The organism is Bacillus paramobilis, assembly GCF_038096195.1.
GTDB classification, from domain to species: Bacteria; Bacillota; Bacilli; order Bacillales; family Bacillaceae_G; genus Bacillus_A; species Bacillus_A mobilis.
Window position 1 is genome coordinate 5,166,927 of sequence record NZ_CP151108.1, and the last position, 16,764, is coordinate 5,183,690.

Annotated in this window: 16 protein-coding genes and 2 other annotated features (1 of these 18 cut by a window edge); all 16 genes read right to left on the reverse strand. The window is 39.2% G+C overall.

The window, feature by feature from the left end; all coding sequences use genetic code 11:
- Positions 1 to 46: 46 nt before the first annotated feature.
- Positions 47 to 3,658 carry a DNA-directed RNA polymerase subunit beta' gene (gene rpoC / locus AABL52_RS26450; protein WP_000567949.1) on the reverse strand — a complete coding sequence of 1,204 codons (3,612 nt, stop codon included), beginning with the start codon at positions 3,656 to 3,658 and terminating at the stop codon, positions 47 to 49.
- A 37-nt stretch (positions 3,659 to 3,695) separates the two neighbouring features.
- Positions 3,696 to 7,229, reverse strand: coding sequence for a DNA-directed RNA polymerase subunit beta (gene rpoB, locus AABL52_RS26455; RefSeq protein ID WP_000147556.1), 3,534 nt, complete (start codon positions 7,227 to 7,229; stop codon positions 3,696 to 3,698).
- Between the two features lie 291 nt (positions 7,230 to 7,520).
- Complete coding sequence (locus tag AABL52_RS26460) at positions 7,521 to 8,120, reverse strand: class I SAM-dependent methyltransferase (protein WP_000763261.1); 600 nt, start codon at positions 8,118 to 8,120, stop codon at positions 7,521 to 7,523.
- Between the two features lie 75 nt (positions 8,121 to 8,195).
- A complete protein-coding gene (gene rplL / locus AABL52_RS26465; protein ID WP_000159737.1) occupies positions 8,196 to 8,555 on the reverse strand; it encodes a 50S ribosomal protein L7/L12 in 360 nt (119 codons plus the stop codon).
- Positions 8,556 to 8,622: 67 nt separating this feature from the next.
- Positions 8,623 to 9,123, reverse strand: coding sequence for a 50S ribosomal protein L10 (gene rplJ, locus AABL52_RS26470; protein ID WP_000048719.1), 501 nt, complete (start codon positions 9,121 to 9,123; stop codon positions 8,623 to 8,625).
- A 39-nt stretch (positions 9,124 to 9,162) separates the two neighbouring features.
- Positions 9,163 to 9,306 (reverse strand) — a sequence feature (ribosomal protein L10 leader region).
- 49 nt (positions 9,307 to 9,355) lie between these two features.
- Complete coding sequence (gene rplA / locus AABL52_RS26475; RefSeq protein WP_002070162.1) at positions 9,356 to 10,048, reverse strand: 50S ribosomal protein L1; 693 nt, start codon at positions 10,046 to 10,048, stop codon at positions 9,356 to 9,358.
- A gap of 177 nt (positions 10,049 to 10,225) precedes the next feature.
- Positions 10,226 to 10,651: a 50S ribosomal protein L11 gene (gene rplK, locus AABL52_RS26480; protein WP_001085872.1), complete on the reverse strand. Its 426-nt coding sequence runs from the start codon at positions 10,649 to 10,651 to the stop codon at positions 10,226 to 10,228.
- A gap of 167 nt (positions 10,652 to 10,818) precedes the next feature.
- Positions 10,819 to 11,352 (reverse strand): transcription termination/antitermination protein NusG, encoded by a 534-nt coding sequence (nusG, locus tag AABL52_RS26485; protein ID WP_000415794.1) that lies wholly within the window; start codon positions 11,350 to 11,352, stop codon positions 10,819 to 10,821.
- A gap of 131 nt (positions 11,353 to 11,483) precedes the next feature.
- Positions 11,484 to 11,663 (reverse strand): preprotein translocase subunit SecE, encoded by a 180-nt coding sequence (gene secE, locus AABL52_RS26490; protein WP_001241321.1) that lies wholly within the window; start codon positions 11,661 to 11,663, stop codon positions 11,484 to 11,486.
- Positions 11,664 to 11,695: 32 nt separating this feature from the next.
- Positions 11,696 to 11,842, reverse strand: coding sequence for a 50S ribosomal protein L33 (rpmG, locus tag AABL52_RS26495; protein ID WP_002070160.1), 147 nt, complete (start codon positions 11,840 to 11,842; stop codon positions 11,696 to 11,698).
- A 128-nt stretch (positions 11,843 to 11,970) separates the two neighbouring features.
- Positions 11,971 to 12,630: an RNA polymerase sporulation sigma factor SigH gene (locus tag AABL52_RS26500; RefSeq protein WP_000387198.1), complete on the reverse strand. Its 660-nt coding sequence runs from the start codon at positions 12,628 to 12,630 to the stop codon at positions 11,971 to 11,973.
- A 67-nt stretch (positions 12,631 to 12,697) separates the two neighbouring features.
- Positions 12,698 to 13,210: an NYN domain-containing protein gene (locus AABL52_RS26505; RefSeq protein WP_000997888.1), complete on the reverse strand. Its 513-nt coding sequence runs from the start codon at positions 13,208 to 13,210 to the stop codon at positions 12,698 to 12,700.
- A 3-nt stretch (positions 13,211 to 13,213) separates the two neighbouring features.
- Complete coding sequence (gene rlmB / locus AABL52_RS26510) at positions 13,214 to 13,957, reverse strand: 23S rRNA (guanosine(2251)-2'-O)-methyltransferase RlmB (RefSeq protein WP_000093762.1); 744 nt, start codon at positions 13,955 to 13,957, stop codon at positions 13,214 to 13,216.
- Positions 13,954 to 14,361, reverse strand: a complete 408-nt coding sequence (locus AABL52_RS26515) for a Mini-ribonuclease 3 (RefSeq protein ID WP_341518707.1) — start codon at positions 14,359 to 14,361, stop codon at positions 13,954 to 13,956. Before AABL52_RS26515 ends, rlmB begins: the two co-directional genes overlap by 4 nt.
- 2 nt (positions 14,362 to 14,363) lie before the next feature.
- Positions 14,364 to 15,761, reverse strand: a complete 1,398-nt coding sequence (gene cysS / locus AABL52_RS26520; RefSeq protein WP_000152266.1) for a cysteine--tRNA ligase — start codon at positions 15,759 to 15,761, stop codon at positions 14,364 to 14,366.
- On the reverse strand, positions 15,742 to 16,407 hold the full coding sequence (cysE, locus tag AABL52_RS26525) for a serine O-acetyltransferase (RefSeq protein WP_341518708.1): 666 nt from the start codon (positions 16,405 to 16,407) through the stop codon (positions 15,742 to 15,744). Before cysE ends, cysS begins: the two co-directional genes overlap by 20 nt.
- Positions 16,408 to 16,545: 138 nt before the next feature.
- Positions 16,546 to 16,764, reverse strand: a binding site (T-box leader) (it continues 28 nt past the right edge of the window).

Below are 16,764 nucleotides of genomic sequence, written 5' to 3' on the forward strand. Positions count from 1 at the left end.
TCAACTAGGATTAGCTGTTTTTATACAAAATTTACGACGGAAAATTTTACTGTTCCACATAAACTTCATCGTTTTCTACATTCATGTCACCTTGTGTTGTTTTTACAAGGTCCACTTTGCGATAACGATTCATACCTGTTCCAGCAGGAACAAGTTTACCGATAATAACATTTTCTTTCAATCCTAGAAGTTCATCGCGTTTACCCTTAATTGCTGCATCAGTTAAGACACGTGTCGTTTCTTGGAACGATGCTGCAGATAAGAATGAATCAGTTTCAAGCGAAGCTTTTGTAATACCAAGTAGAACAGGTCTAGCTGTTGCTGGTTGTTTACCTTTCAGTAACACCTTCGCATTCGCATCAGTAAACTGATGGATATCTAGTAATGTTCCTGGTAATACATCTGTTTCACCCGCATCACTTACACGAACTTTACGTAACATTTGACGTACCATTACTTCTACGTGTTTGTCGCCAATTTCTACCCCTTGCATACGGTATACTTTTTGAACTTCACGTAATAAGTATTCTTGAACCGCCGTAATGTCCGTTACTTTTAGTAATTCTTTCGGATCAATAGAACCTTCTGTTAACTCTTTACCGTGGCTAATTGGCTGTCCTGGAGTTACTTTCAGACGCGCACCGTAAGGAATAGCATACGTACGAGCTTCAACTTCACCCTGTACAACTACTTCTTGGCGATCTTTAACATCGTTGATCGCTGCGATAACACCATCGATTTCACTGATAACTGCCTGACCTTTCGGGTTACGAGCTTCGAAGATCTCTTGGATACGAGGTAAACCTTGAGTGATATCATCTCCGGCAACCCCACCTGTATGGAACGTACGCATCGTTAACTGTGTACCTGGCTCACCGATAGATTGAGCTGCGATAATACCTACCGCTTCTCCTACTTCTACGTCTGTACCAGTTGCTAAGTTACGACCGTAACACTTCTTACATACACCATGGCGAGTGTTACACGTGAACGCTGAACGAATGTTTACAGTTTCAACACCCGAATTTTCAACGATATGAGCGATATCTTCAGTAATTAGTTGGTTTTCACTAACTAATACTTCACCTGTTTCAGGATGTTTTACAGTTTTTCTTGCAAAACGTCCAACAAGACGATCATATAATGACTCAATTACTTCATTACCCTCTTTAATCGCACCAATTAATAGACCACGATCTGTTCCACAATCATCTTCACGGACAATTACATCTTGTGCAACGTCTACAAGACGACGTGTTAAGTAACCAGAATCGGCAGTTTTAAGTGCTGTATCGGCAAGACCTTTACGCGCACCATGCGTAGAGATGAAGTACTCAAGTACTGTTAAACCTTCACGGAAACTTGATTTAATTGGAAGTTCGATAATACGACCAGATGGATTGGCCATCAGACCACGCATACCAGCAAGCTGAGTAAAGTTCGATGCGTTACCACGGGCACCGGAATCACTCATCATGAAGATTGGATTGCGTTTATTCAAGGATTTCATCAGTTTTCCTTGGATAACATCTTTTGCATTACTCCAAATAGAGATAACGCGATCGTAACGTTCTTCTTCTGTGATTAAACCGCGACGGAATTGTTTAATTACATTATCTACTTTTGCTTGTGCTTCATGGAGAATTTCATCTTTTTCGCCTAATACAAGAATGTCAGATACCCCAACTGTGATACCAGCTTTTGTAGAGTACTTAAATCCTAAGTTTTTCATGCGGTCAAGCATGCGAGATGTTTCCGTAATTTGGAAACGTTTGAATACTTCCGCAATAATGTTACCAAGGATCTTCTTGCTAAATGGCGCCACTTCTTCGCGACTAGCAATAATTTCTTTAATGTTCGCACCTTTTTCAACGAAATACTCCGCTGGTGTTTCTTTTTCAAGGTTTGAGTTTGTCGGTTCATTAATATAAGGGAACGACTCTGGTAAGATTTCGTTAAATATTAATTTACCAACTGTTGTTAATAGAAGCTTACCTTTTTGCTCTTCAGTAAATGTTACGTTATTTACTGAACTTGCAGCAACTGCAACACGTGTGTGCAGATGTACATATCCATTTTGGTATGCAAGTATTGCTTCGTTTGCATCTTTGAAGACCATACCTTCACCGATTGCGCCTTCACGCTCAAGAGTTAAGTAGTAGTTACCTAATACCATATCCTGAGATGGAGTAACAACTGGTTTTCCGTCTTTTGGATTCAAGATGTTTTGTGCCGCTAACATAAGAATACGAGCTTCTGCTTGTGCCTCTGATGATAACGGAACGTGAACTGCCATTTGGTCACCGTCAAAGTCCGCGTTGTATGCAGTACATACAAGTGGGTGAAGACGAATTGCGCGACCTTCTACTAATGTAGGTTCAAACGCCTGGATACCAAGACGGTGAAGTGTTGGTGCGCGGTTTAGAAGTACTGGATGCTCTTTGATCACAGATTCTAAAACGTCCCAAACTTCAGGTTGTACACGCTCGATTTTACGTTTAGCACTCTTAATGTTGTGTGCTAAACCTTTTCCAACTAACTCTTTCATAACGAAAGGCTTAAACAATTCAAGCGCCATTTCTTTCGGTAATCCACATTGGTACATCTTTAAGTTCGGTCCTACAACGATTACAGAACGGCCAGAGTAGTCAACACGTTTACCTAATAAGTTTTGACGGAAACGTCCTTGTTTACCTTTAAGCATGTGAGATAGTGATTTTAATGGACGGTTACCCGGTCCAGTAACTGGACGGCCACGGCGACCATTATCGATTAATGCGTCTACAGCTTCTTGTAACATACGTTTTTCGTTTTGAACGATGATGCTTGGTGCACCTAAGTCCAATAGACGTTTTAAACGATTATTACGGTTAATTACACGACGGTATAAGTCGTTTAAGTCAGAAGTAGCAAAACGTCCACCATCCAACTGTACCATTGGGCGTAGTTCTGGTGGGATAACTGGAAGAACATCTAGGATCATCCAAGATGGGTGATTTCCAGAGTTACGGAATGCTTCTAATACTTCTAGACGTTTAATAGCACGAGTACGGCGTTGTCCTTGTGCTGTTTTTAATTCTTCTTTTAAGAAGTCTACTTCTTTATCTAAATCGATGTCTTGTAGTAGCTTTTTAATCGCTTCTGCACCCATAGCAGCTTGGAATGTGCTACCATATCGATCACGATATGCACGGTATTCTTTTTCAGAAAGTAATTGCTTCTTATCAAGTGGTGTATCTCCACTTTCTGTTACAACATAAGAAGCGAAATAAATTACTTCTTCAAGCGCGCGAGGGGACATGTCTAAGACAAGTCCCATGCGGCTCGGGATACCTTTGAAATACCAAATATGAGATACAGGAGCAGCTAATTCGATATGACCCATACGTTCACGACGAACTTTTGCACGCGTTACTTCAACGCCACATCGATCACAAACTACACCTTTATAACGTACACGTTTGTATTTTCCGCAATGACATTCCCAGTCCTTTTGTGGTCCGAAAATACGCTCACAGAACAAGCCATCTTTCTCAGGCTTTAACGTACGATAGTTAATTGTTTCTGGTTTCTTAACTTCACCGTATGACCAAGAACGAATCTTGTCAGGTGAAGCAAGTCCAATCTTCATATATTCAAAGTTATTTACATCTATCAAGGGGCCTACCTCCCTTTTAGTCTACAGGTTATCCCAATTATTCCTTAGTTGTCTCAACTTCGACATTCAATTTATCTGCTGATTGATGATCATCGTCATCTTCTGTATCACGCATTTCAATTTCTTTATCGTCGCTAGACATCATTTTAACGTCCATACCTAAACTTTGCAGCTCTTTAATCAATACTTTGAATGATTCAGGAACGCCTGGTTCTGGAACATTTTCGCCTTTAACAATTGCTTCATACGTCTTAACACGTCCAACAACATCATCAGACTTCACTGTTAAGATTTCTTGAAGAGTATAAGCAGCACCATAAGCTTCAAGTGCCCAAACCTCCATCTCACCGAAACGCTGTCCACCGAACTGAGCTTTACCTCCAAGAGGCTGCTGCGTTACAAGTGAGTATGGTCCAGTAGAACGAGCATGAAGTTTATCGTCAACCATGTGCGCAAGTTTGATCATATACATGACACCAACAGATACGCGGTTATCGAATGGTTCACCAGTACGTCCGTCATACAGGATTGTTTTCGCGTCATTTGCCATACCAGCTTCTTCAATCGTGCCCCAAACATCTTCCTCACGAGCACCATCGAATACTGGTGTTGCAATGTGAATGCCAAGGTATCTTGCTGCCATACCAAGATGAAGCTCTAATACCTGACCGATATTCATACGAGATGGTACCCCTAATGGGTTTAACATGATATCGATTGGTGTACCGTCTGGTAAGTAAGGCATATCTTCTTCTGGTAAAATACGAGAGATAACACCTTTGTTACCGTGACGTCCGGCCATCTTGTCACCTTCAGAAATTTTACGTTTTTGAACGATATATGCACGTACAAGTTGATTCACGCCTGGTGGCAATTCATCGCCATCTTCACGGTTGAATACTTTTACGTCCAAGATAATACCGCCACCACCGTGTGGTACACGTAGTGATGTATCACGTACTTCACGTGCTTTTTCTCCAAAGATAGCATGTAATAGACGTTCTTCAGCTGTTAATTCTGTTACACCTTTAGGTGTTACTTTACCAACAAGTAAATCTCCATCTTTTACTTCCGCACCAACGCGAATGATACCGCGCTCGTCAAGGTTGCGTAATGCATCTTCCCCAACGTTTGGAATGTCACGTGTAATTTCTTCTGGTCCAAGCTTCGTATCACGAGCTTCTGACTCATATTCTTCAATATGAATAGAAGTGTACACATCGTCTTTTACAAGGCGCTCACTCATAATGATCGCATCCTCGTAGTTATAACCGTCCCAAGTCATGAAGCCAACAAGCACGTTACGTCCAAGTGCTAGTTCACCTAATTCCATAGAAGGACCATCCGCAAGGATTTCACCTTTTACAACTTCATTTCCAACACTTACGATTGGGCGTTGGTTGTAGCAAGTTCCTTGGTTAGAACGAATGAATTTTTGCATTTTGTAGCGATCTAAGTCGCCTTTTACTGTTTGACCGTCAACTTCTACATAGCGACGTACCCAAACTTCACGTGCTTCTACGCGTTCAACAACACCAGGGTGTTTACAGATTACTGCAGCACCTGAGTCTTTTGCTGATACGTACTCCATACCTGTACCTACAATCGGAGATTCCGGATTCATTAACGGAACCGCCTGACGTTGCATGTTCGCTCCCATAAGTGCGCGGTTAGAGTCATCGTTTTCTAAGAACGGAATACAAGCTGTCGCTGCCGACACTACTTGTTTTGGAGATACATCCATGTAATCGATGCGTTCTTTATTTGTGACAATGTTTTCACCACGGAAACGAGCTACGATATCTTCACTAAGGAATTCTCCTTCTTCAGATAATTTCATATTCGCTTGGGCTACAACATAATTATCTTCTTCATCTGCAGTTAAGTAATCAACCTGCCCTGTTACAAGACCAGTTTCTGGATCAACACGACGGTAGGGTGTTTCAATGAAACCAAACTCATTTACTTTCGCGAACGATGATAATGAGTTAATCAAACCGATGTTTGGTCCCTCTGGTGTTTCAATCGGACACATACGACCATAGTGAGAGTAGTGAACGTCACGCACTTCAAAGCCTGCGCGCTCACGCGTTAAACCACCGGGTCCTAATGCAGATAGTCTTCGTTTGTGAGTTAACTCTGCTAATGGGTTTGTTTGGTCCATGAACTGAGATAACTGAGAACTTCCGAAGAACTCTTTAATAGATGCAATAACAGGACGAATATTAATTAGTGCCTGTGGTGTAATTGCATTTGTATCCTGAATCGACATTCTCTCACGAACAACACGTTCCATACGAGAAAGACCGATACGGAATTGATTTTGTAATAGTTCTCCAACTGAACGCAGACGACGGTTTCCTAAATGGTCGATATCATCTGTATCCCCTACTTTGTATAGTAGGTTGAAGAAGTAACTGATAGAAGCAAGGATATCACCTGGTGTGATGTGTTTTACATCACGAGTAATATTCGCATTACCAATTACATTAATTACGCGTTCGCCTTCTGACTCAGGAGCATAAATCTTAATAGATTGCAGCTCAACATCGCCTTCTACCACTCCACCCATTGGTTTCGCTGTTTTGAATCCAATGTTTTTCTCTAAGTAAGGTAAAATGCGATCAAGTGTACGACGATCTAAGATTGTTCCTTCTGCCGCTAAAATTTCACCAGTTTCTGGATCCACTAATGTTTCAGCTAAGCGTTGGTTAAACAATCTGTTTTTAATGTGTAACTTCTTGTTGATCTTATAGCGACCTACATTTGCTAAATCGTAGCGCTTCGGATCGAAGAAACGAGACACAAGTAAGCTCTTTGCATTTTCTACTGTTGGTGGTTCACCAGGACGTAGACGCTCATAAATTTCAAGCAATGCTTTTTCTGTGCTATCTGTGTTGTCTTTTTCTAATGTGTTGCTTAAGTATTCGTTATCACCTAAAAGCTCGGTGATTTCTTGATCAGAGCCAAACCCTAATGCGCGTAACAAAACAGTTACAGGAAGTTTACGCGTACGGTCAATACGCACATATACAACATCCTTAGCATCTGTCTCATACTCTAACCAAGCTCCGCGGTTTGGAATTACAGTAGCAGTAAAACCACGTTTTCCGTTTTTATCCACTTTGCCACTATAGTATACGCTTGGAGAGCGAACTAACTGGGAAACGATAACACGTTCTGCACCGTTAATTACGAATGTTCCAGTCTCTGTCATGAGTGGGAAATCTCCCATGAACACATCTTGTTCTTTTACTTCACCAGTTTCCTTGTTGATTAGACGCACTTTTACACGAAGTGGTGCTGCATACGTCACATCACGCTCTTTGCATTCGTCTACAGAGTATTTAGGTTCACCTAAGCTGTAGTCGATAAATTCAAGCGATAGATTTCCCGTAAAGTCTTCAATCGGAGAAATGTCTTGGAACATTTCTCGCAAACCCTCATCAAGAAACCACTGATAAGAAGAGGTTTGAATTTCGATAAGATTTGGTAACTCTAATACTTCACTAATACGGGCATAACTTCTTCGTTGGCGGTGGCGTCCGTATTGAACTAGTTGACCTGTCAACTGCTTCACCCCTCAAATCATGAGTATTATAAATGCGCAAAAAAATTTGCGCAAAATCACAAATAAATACAACTACTGCTATTAGCGTAGTCTTTTTCTCTTAAAGATAAATACGTTGAGTCTTTCTACCTGCTCAAAAAAGAAAAATGGCTTCTATAAGAAAACCATCATTCTGTTTCATAATCTGCTGATTTTACTATCTTTTCCAAGAGAAACAAAAATATACATCTTTCTCAACGCAGAAAATCATATATTGGCATTGTATAATGTTAACATAGCCAAAAATAACCGTCAACGTTTTTTTGATTTTATGATATAATATCCCTTTTTCTTTTCTACAACTTCGACTTCAGAAAATACTTCCTCTAGTTTCTTCAGTGCAGATGGTGCACCTTGCTTCTTTTGAATAACAATCCACAACTCTCCACCTGGAACTAAATACTCTACAGCCTTTTCTAAAATCTCATGCACGATATCTTTACCTGCACGAATTGGAGGATTAGATAGAATAGCAGCATACATACCATCTACATTTTCATAGACGCTACTTTGAAAAATGTGTACATTTCCAATTCTATTGTTAGCGGCATTTTCTTTCGCAAGCTCAAGCGCCCTTTCATTCACATCCACCATGTGAACTTTACGGTCTTGAAACTCTTTCGCCAACGATAAACCAATTGGTCCATATCCACAACCTACGTCTAATATATCACCTTTAATATCCGACACTTGAAACGCTTCAATTAAAAGACGAGAACCAAAGTCCACTTCGTTTTTCGAGAACACCCCACGGTCAGATAAGAAAGTAAATTGAGATCCACGAAGTGCAAATTCCCATCGCTTGCGATCACTTTTACTAGAAGGGTCATTAGAAAAATAATGGTCTGCCATATGGCCACCTCTTTTCTTTACAGTTAAAAAAAAAGCTCGCATGAGAGCGAGCTTTTTTAAAGCATCAAAAGTTAATTACTTAACTTCTACAGCAGCGCCAACTTCTTCAAGTTTAGCTTTCATTTCTTCAGCTTCCTCTTTAGAAACGCCTTCTTTGATTGCTTTTGGAGTGTTGTCAACTAATTCTTTAGCTTCTTTTAAGCCAAGACCAGTGATTTCACGTACAGCTTTGATAACTTTGATTTTTTGAGCGCCAGCACTTGCAAGTACTACGTCAAATTCAGTTTTCTCAGCAGCAGCTTCACCAGCGCCACCAGCTACAGCTACAGGAGCAGCAGCAGTTACGCCGAATTCTTCCTCGATAGCTTTTACTAAGTCGTTAAGTTCTAATACAGTCATAGATTTAACTGCTTCAATGATTTGTTCTTTAGTCATTGTAAATATCCTCCCTTAAATAGGTTTGTATTGTTTTATAGATAACAAGTAATTATCTTTTAAAAAATTAAGCGCCTTGCTCTTCCTTTTGATCTGCAACTGCTTTAGTAGCAAGTGCAAGGTTACGGATTGGAGCTTGAAGAACGCTAAGAAGCATAGAAAGTAAGCCTTCACGTGATGGAAGAGTAGCGATAGCTTTAACCTCATCAAGTGTTACAAGTTTACCTTCGATTACACCAGCTTTAATTTCTAAAGCTTCATGTTTTGTAGCGAAGTCGTTTAATACTTTCGCAGGAGCAACTACATCCTCGTTACTGAACGCGATTGCGTTTGGTCCTGTTAAGAATTCGTTTAACTCAGCCATTTCAGCAGATTCTGCAGCACGACGAGTTAAAGAGTTTTTGTAAACTTTGAACTCAACGCCAGCTTCACGTAAGTTTTTACGTAATTCTGTTACTTCAGAAACTGTTAAACCACGGTAGTCAACAACGATCGTAGATTTACTTTCACGAAGTTTGTCCGCGATTTCAGTTACAACTTGTTGTTTAGTTTCGATTACTTTGCTCATGTTATTACACCTCCTGTAGATTATATAGAAGATGTACCGAAAGTGCACTAAAAACCTCCATGCCCAACTTGTAGACATGGAGGCATATAGTCACAGAAAAAAATTCCGTTTCGTATATTAACACCTAGGTAGGAAATTAAGTCTATTGACACCTACTGTCTACGGTACACTAATTAAATTCACAACATAAATGATTATATAAAAACTTCTTTATGAAGTCAACTTCCAAAATTTACGCTAATGTAGAAACGTCTACACGTACGCCAGGTCCCATTGTAGAAGCAACTGTTACGTTCTTCATGTAAGTACCTTTTGCAGCAGCTGGCTTAACTTTTTGTAAAGTGTCAGCAATTGTGCTGAAGTTTTCTACTAATTTAGCATCTTCGAAAGATACTTTACCGATTGGAACGTGGATGTTACCAGCTTTATCAACGCGGTATTCAACTTTACCAGCTTTGATTTCGTTAACAGCCTTAGTTACATCGAACGTAACTGTTCCAGTTTTAGGGTTTGGCATTAAACCTTTAGGTCCTAATACGCGACCAAGTTTACCAACTTCACCCATCATGTCAGGAGTTGCTACTACTACATCGAAATCGAACCAACCTTGTTGGATTTTACCGATGTAATCAGCATCGCCTACGAAGTCAGCTCCAGCAGCTTCAGCTTCTTTAGCCTTTTCACCTTTAGCGAATACTAATACACGTTGTACTTTACCAGTACCGTGTGGAAGAACAACTGCACCACGGATTTGTTGGTCAGCTTTCTTAGGGTCAACACCTAAACGGAATGCAACTTCTACAGTCGCATCAAATTTAGCTGTGTTTGTTTTCTTTACTAATTCTACTGCTTCTGTTGCAGAGTAAGCAGTTGCACGATCAACAAGCTTTGCAGCTTCTACGTACTTTTTACCTCTTTTAGCCATTTTTATTTCCTCCTCGAATGTGGTTTTAGCGGAATAACCTCCCACGTTTACGCTTATTTTCAGGTATAACCTGAGGATGCGCGCCATCCATTTATTTAAAAACGATAATCATTTACGATAATAAAGGTTGCGAATTGGAATTCCAGACCCGCAACCTTTTTAAAAAAACAAATCGAATTAGTCTTCGATAACGATGCCCATACTGCGTGCAGTACCTTCAACCATACGCATTGCAGCTTCTACGCTAGCAGCGTTTAGGTCAGGCATTTTAGTTTCAGCGATTTCGCGTACTTTATCACGCTTAACAGTTGCCACTTTATTACGGTTTGGTTCACCAGAACCAGACTCAATACCAGCTACTTTCTTAAGAAGAACAGCAGCAGGAGGAGTTTTAGTAATGAAAGTGAATGAACGGTCCTCAAATACCGTAATTTCAACAGGGATGATAAGACCAGCTTGATCAGCTGTACGAGCGTTAAACTCTTTACAGAAGCCCATGATGTTAACACCTGCTTGTCCTAATGCTGGACCAACTGGTGGAGCTGGGTTAGCTTTACCTGCAGGAATTTGAAGCTTTACCATTTTAATTACCTTTTTAGCCACGAGACACACCTCCTTAAGTCCGTGATGTGGTCAATTGGACAGTGATTTGCCCTCCCACGTCATATTTTATCTGTAAGGATAAAATCTTTCAAAAAACGTCTCCGATAACGAAGACGTACTGACTTAAAAGATATTATCACTTTTTACAATTCATTTCAAGTTTCATTTTATAATTTTTCAATTTGATGGAAGTCAAGCTCAACTGGAGTCTCGCGACCAAACATGTCCACAAGCACGCTAACCTTTTTCTTCTCCACATCAATTTCTTCAATAGCACCTGTATAATCTGCGAATGGTCCCTCATTTACACGCACTGTTTCATGAAGTTCAAAGTCGAAATCAACCACTTCGTTGTCCATTCCCATATGCTTCATAATGGTAACAACTTCCTCTTCTAATAGAGGTGATGGTTTAGATCCAGAACCAGAAGAACCAACGAACCCAGTTACACCTGGCGTGTTACGTACAACATACCAAGAGTCATCAGTCATGATTAATTCTACTAATACATAACCTGGGAACACTTTTCTTTTCATTAATTTTTCTTTACCGTTTTTCATTTCTACTTCTACTTCTTCCGGGACAACAACACGGAAAATTTTATCTTGCATACCCATTGATTCTACACGTTTCTCTAGGTTTGCTTTTACTTTATTTTCATATCCAGAATAAGTATGGACAACATACCAACTTTTTTCCATTCATTTAGGACGAGCGTCCTTCCCTCCCTGACGTACATTTTTTTGCGCAAATGAAAAAACCCGTTCACCGGGCTTTTACACAGTTCTTATAAATAACATTATATCATGGATAAGTGCTTCTTATTCAAGAATTAACCAAGAATTAACCGAATTAAAGAAGAAATGCCCATATCAACCACTGCGAAGAAAATCGCAAAGAAGACAACTGTAGCGATAACAGTCGCTGTTGAACGGAGTAATTCATCTTTTTTAGGCCAACTTACTTTTTTCATTTCGCGACCTACATCGCCGAAAAAGTTCGTTAAACGCATCTACGGGACCTCCAGTGTATTATTTCAATTATTTATTTTGTTTCCTTGTGAACTGTATGCTGATTGCATGTTTTACAAAACTTTTTTATTTCAAGTCGCTCTACTGAGCTCGTATCTTTCATCGTAGAGTAGTTTCGATTTTTACACTCTTCACATGAGAGTACAACTTTTTTCCTCATTAGTTACACCAACCTTGTAACATTATGTCCCTAAAAATGTATCATACAACAAAAGACAATGTCAATGACATGCCTTTTGTACTCTCTACAAAAAGAAAACAGGTGATTTTTTACACCTGTAGTATTTGTTATGAATTTAAAGTGGTACTCTCTCTCATTTCCATATATCGTTCCAATTTCCGCTTGACTCTCTGTAAAGCGTTATCAATAGATTTCACATGTCTATTTAACTGTTCCGAAATCTCTTGATAAGAACGACCATCTAGATATAAAGAAAGAACTTTCCTTTCTAAATCGCTTAATAATTCAGATATTTTAGATTCTATGTCTGTATATTCTTCCTGACTTATAATCATTTCTTCAGGATCTGTTACCTTTGCTTCCGAAATAACATCTAATAACGTCCGATCAGATTCCTCATCATAAATCGGCTTATCTAAAGACACATATGAATTTAACGGAATATGCTTTTGCCTTGTTGCTGTTTTAATAGCGGTAATAATTTGTCGAGTGATACACAGTTCAGCAAATGCTTTGAATGAAGACAGCTTGTCCTCTTTATAATCACGAATCGCTTTAAACAATCCAATCATACCTTCTTGAACAATATCTTCTCGATCGGCACCCACTAAGAAATAAGATCTTGATTTCGCGCGAACAAAGTTCTTATATTTGTGAATCAAATATTCTAGAGCGTCAGTATTACCTTTTCGAACTAACTCAACGATTGCCTCATCCTCTAAATCACGAAATGTAACGTCGCCTACACTTACGAAGCCTGCTTCCACCTTGATCCCTCCGACCGCTATTTATTTAGCAATATTATACAGTAAAAAGATAAAGAGCGTCAATGCTTCAACGCTCTCCTCTTCTTAATTTTTCTAATTTTTCTGTAATATCTTTACTAAATATCTTTCGCATGGCGGGTTGCTTTTCTTTTGTGTCTTGCGTACGCCTTCTTACTTGTTGCTCCATCGCTTGTACTTCCAACTCTAATTCACGTGCCGATTTCCGAAGAGCACCTTGCGCAAATATAACCCATTGTTCCGTATAATCAGAAGTCGCAACATATATTTGCGTATTTATATTTCTAAGCTCAATCGCTAGTTGCTCTATCTTTTCATCTGCAGTTTGATTCTTCCTCGTGAATATGACTTCCACACGCGATTGTTTCATCTTTTTTTCAATACCTTGTACTGTATAAGCATCAAAGACTATCATTACTTTTGTACCAGTGTATCCTTGGTAATCCGCCATCTTATCAATCAGTGCATCCCTTGATGATTGCAAATCTACATCCCGTAGTTTCTTCAAGTCTCCCCAAGCTCCGATAATGTTGTAACCGTCAACGATTAAAATATCGTTCATTTTTTATTTACCAATTTCGTGACGCTTACGATATACCTCATACATTAACAAACTTGCGGCTACTGAAGCATTTAAGGATGTAACTTTACCGACCATCGGTAAAGTAATTAGGAAATCACATTTTTCACCAATAATACGACTCATACCTTTTCCTTCACTTCCAATTACTAATCCAATTGGCATTTTACCATCTAAATTACGGTAATCCGTTTTCCCTTTTGCATCTGTACCAGCAATCCAAAGTCCACGTTCTTTTAATTCATCGATTGTACGAGATAAATTCGTTACACGTGCAACAGGAATGTATTCAATTGCTCCAGTAGATGCTTTTGCAACTGACGCTGTAAGTCCCACAGCTCTTCTTTTCGGAATAATAATTCCATGAGCTCCTGTTGCATCCGCAGTACGCATAATAGAACCTAAGTTATGCGGGTCTTCAATTTCATCTAAAATTAAGAAAAACGGATCTTCATTACGCTTCTCTGCTACTTTAAATAGATCTTCTAGCTCAGCATATTGATACGCAGCCACTTGAGCAATTACACCTTGATGGTTCCCCTCAACTAATTGATCTAACTTCTTCTTTGGTGCATGTTGTAAAATAACCTTATTTTCTTTCGCTAGTGCTAGTACAATTTGTACTTGTCCTTTGGCAGCACCTTCTGCAATCCAAATTTTATTAATATCTCTTCCTGATCGTAACGCTTCAATTACAGGGTTACGTCCGATAATATATTCACTACTCATGATGATGTGCCCCCTTCCTTTTCTTCTAAAATAGCAATTGCCTTATATACAATTTCGTCTAATCTTTCGCGATTATTTAATAAATGATGATAGCCAATTAGCGCTTCAAAGGCTGTACTATATCGATATGTTTGTACATCTGTATTTTTCGGAACAGTACCTGAATTTGCATTACGCCCTCTTCTTAGTACCGCTTCTTCTTCCTCAGTTAAAAATGCTGTCTCTAATAAATGATAAACAACTTTCGCCTGTGCTTTTGCCGAAACAAAGTTTGTCCCTAATCGATGTAATTGGTTAGGACGAACTTTCCCTTTTTGGAGTAGGTGATAGCGGATATATTGTTCATATACCGCATCACCCATATATGCTAACGCTAAGCTGTTCAATTGCTTTGCATCAATCATTCTTATCCTCTTTTCCATCTTGTACCTTGAGCGGTATCTTCTAAAATAATATTACGATCTTTTAAATCATCACGAATTTGATCTGATAATGCAAAATCTCGATTTTTACGAGCTTCAATCCGCTTTTGAATAAGTGCCTCAATTTCTTCATCAAGCAACTCTTCTTGCGCTAATTCTAGCCCTAAAATATCAAATAATGTTTCAAGTTGTTTTACGTATGCTTCAATTACAACTGTAGACGTATGTTCTTCCAGTAAATATTGATTTGCATGATTTGCTACATTATATAATTCAGTGATTGCATTAGCAGTGTTGAAGTCATCATTCATCGCTTCTTCAAATGCAGTCTGGAATTTTTCCAGTTCAGCTAACCATTTCTCATTATGATCTGTTAACTCAGTACTACTTTCCATACGGTGTTTTAAGTTACCGTAAGCCGTTTTAATTCTTTCCAGTCCGTTATTTGTGCTTTGTAATAACTCTTCACTGAAATTAATTGGGTGACGGTAATGTACCGATAACATAAAGAATCTAATTAGCTGCGGATCATATTGCTTAATGATATCGTGAACTAAAATGAAGTTCCCCAGTGACTTAGACATCTTCTCATTATTAATATTAATATATCCATTGTGCATCCAATACCGTGCAAATGTTTTTCCTGTTAATGCTTCAGACTGTGCAATTTCATTCTCATGATGAGGAAATGCCAAGTCTTGACCACCAGCATGAATATCGATTGTATCTCCTAAGTATTTACGCGCCATTGCCGAGCATTCAATATGCCAGCCCGGACGACCGTTCCCCCAAGGGCTTTCCCAGAAGATTTCTCCTTCTTTCGCAGCTTTCCATAAAGCAAAATCAAGAGGGTCTTGTTTCTTTTCTCCTACTTCAATGCGTGCACCGTGACGTAAGTCTGCGATTGGTTGATGTGATAATTTACCGTACCCTTCGAATTCCTTCGTTCTAAAGTACACATCACCTTCTGATTCATATGCATATCCTTTATTCACAAGTTCTTGAATAAATTCAATAATAATGTCCATATTTTCCGTTACACGCGGATGAACTGTTGCATGTTTGCAACCTAGTGCCGTTACATCTTCAAAATACGCTTCAACGAAACGGTCCGCAATTGTCGGCACATCTTCCCCTAATTCATTTGCTGCTTTAATTAGTTTATCATCTACGTCAGTAAAGTTAGATACATACTGCACATCATAACCTTTATATTCTAAATAACGGCGTACCGTATCAAATACCATAGGTGGTCTTGCGTTCCCAATGTGAATATAGTTATAAACTGTAGGTCCGCACACATACATCTTTACCTTATTTTCTTCTAATGGAGTAAACTCTTCCTTTTGACGCGTTAACGTATTATAAATGTGAATAGTCATTTTTACCCTTCCTTTCTACCTTTACTTCAAGTTGTTTTTTCAATTTATCAAGTTCTACTTCCATGACCTTTAACTTATCAAAAATTGGGTCTGGAAGGTCAGAATGATTTAATTCTTGACCGATCTTTACTCCATTTTGAATAACGACTCGGCCAGGTATACCTACAACTGTAGAATGTGCAGGGACTTCTTTTAATACAACAGACCCTGCTCCAATTTTAGAGTTCTCTCCAACTGTAATAGAACCTAGTACTTTAGCACCTGTTGCAATTAATACATTATCCTGAATTGTAGGGTGCCTCTTTCCCTTTTCTTTACCCGTACCACCTAATGTAACCCCTTGATAGATTGTTACATTATCGCCAATTTCGCACGTTTCTCCAATTACAACCCCCATTCCATGGTCTATGAAAAAACGACGACCAATTGTTGCTCCTGGATGAATCTCGATGCCAGTAAAGAAACGACTAACTTGTGAGATCCAACGTGCAATAAAGAAGAAATTCTTTTTATAAAAAGAATGTGCAATTCGATGGGCCCAAACTGCATGTAATCCAGAGTAAGTCAAAATGACTTCGAAATAACTTCTTGCCGCTGGATCCTGTTCAAAAACGACTTCAATATCTTCCCGAAGCCTCTGAAACATCGACGTTCCCTCCCCTTTATGGGCTGCTTTTTCGAGCGAACTAAATCCCTACTTATCTTCCTAAACCTTTATACACGCAGATAAAACTTATACTCATACCCAGTTTTACGGTATAAAAAAAGACGCCTCTGTCATATTGACAGAGACGCCTTATAAGCGCGGTTCCACTCTGTTTAGGCTAAAAAAAGCCTCAAACTCATCTCTGATAACGGTGTACACCGCTTCTGCTTACTTTACGCCCTAAGACGTTTCGCAAAACAATTTGCTGTTCAGCAGAAGACTCGAAGGGGCATTTCAAAAATCCGCTTATAAACCACTTCCAGCCTAAAGGTGGTTCTCTCTGTAAAAAGCCTGATT

Coding starts and splice junctions, on each gene's coding strand:
- rplL (WP_000159737.1), bottom strand. CDS start 8,555: ATGACTAAAGAACAAATCATTGAAGCAGTTAAATCTATGACTGTATTA.
- rplJ (WP_000048719.1), bottom strand. CDS start 9,123: ATGAGCAAAGTAATCGAAACTAAACAACAAGTTGTAACTGAAATCGCG.
- AABL52_RS26460 (WP_000763261.1), bottom strand. CDS start 8,120: ATGGCAGACCATTATTTTTCTAATGACCCTTCTAGTAAAAGTGATCGC.
- rplA (WP_002070162.1), bottom strand. CDS start 10,048: ATGGCTAAAAGAGGTAAAAAGTACGTAGAAGCTGCAAAGCTTGTTGAT.
- cysS (WP_000152266.1), bottom strand. CDS start 15,761: ATGACTATTCACATTTATAATACGTTAACGCGTCAAAAGGAAGAGTTT.
- cysE (WP_341518708.1), bottom strand. CDS start 16,407: ATGTTTCAGAGGCTTCGGGAAGATATTGAAGTCGTTTTTGAACAGGAT.
- AABL52_RS26515 (WP_341518707.1), bottom strand. CDS start 14,361: ATGATTGATGCAAAGCAATTGAACAGCTTAGCGTTAGCATATATGGGT.
- secE (WP_001241321.1), bottom strand. CDS start 11,663: ATGCGTTTAACGAACTTTTTCGGCGATGTAGGTCGCGAAATGAAAAAA.
- rpmG (WP_002070160.1), bottom strand. CDS start 11,842: ATGAGGAAAAAAGTTGTACTCTCATGTGAAGAGTGTAAAAATCGAAAC.
- AABL52_RS26505 (WP_000997888.1), bottom strand. CDS start 13,210: ATGAACGATATTTTAATCGTTGACGGTTACAACATTATCGGAGCTTGG.
- nusG (WP_000415794.1), bottom strand. CDS start 11,352: ATGGAAAAAAGTTGGTATGTTGTCCATACTTATTCTGGATATGAAAAT.
- rlmB (WP_000093762.1), bottom strand. CDS start 13,957: ATGAGTAGTGAATATATTATCGGACGTAACCCTGTAATTGAAGCGTTA.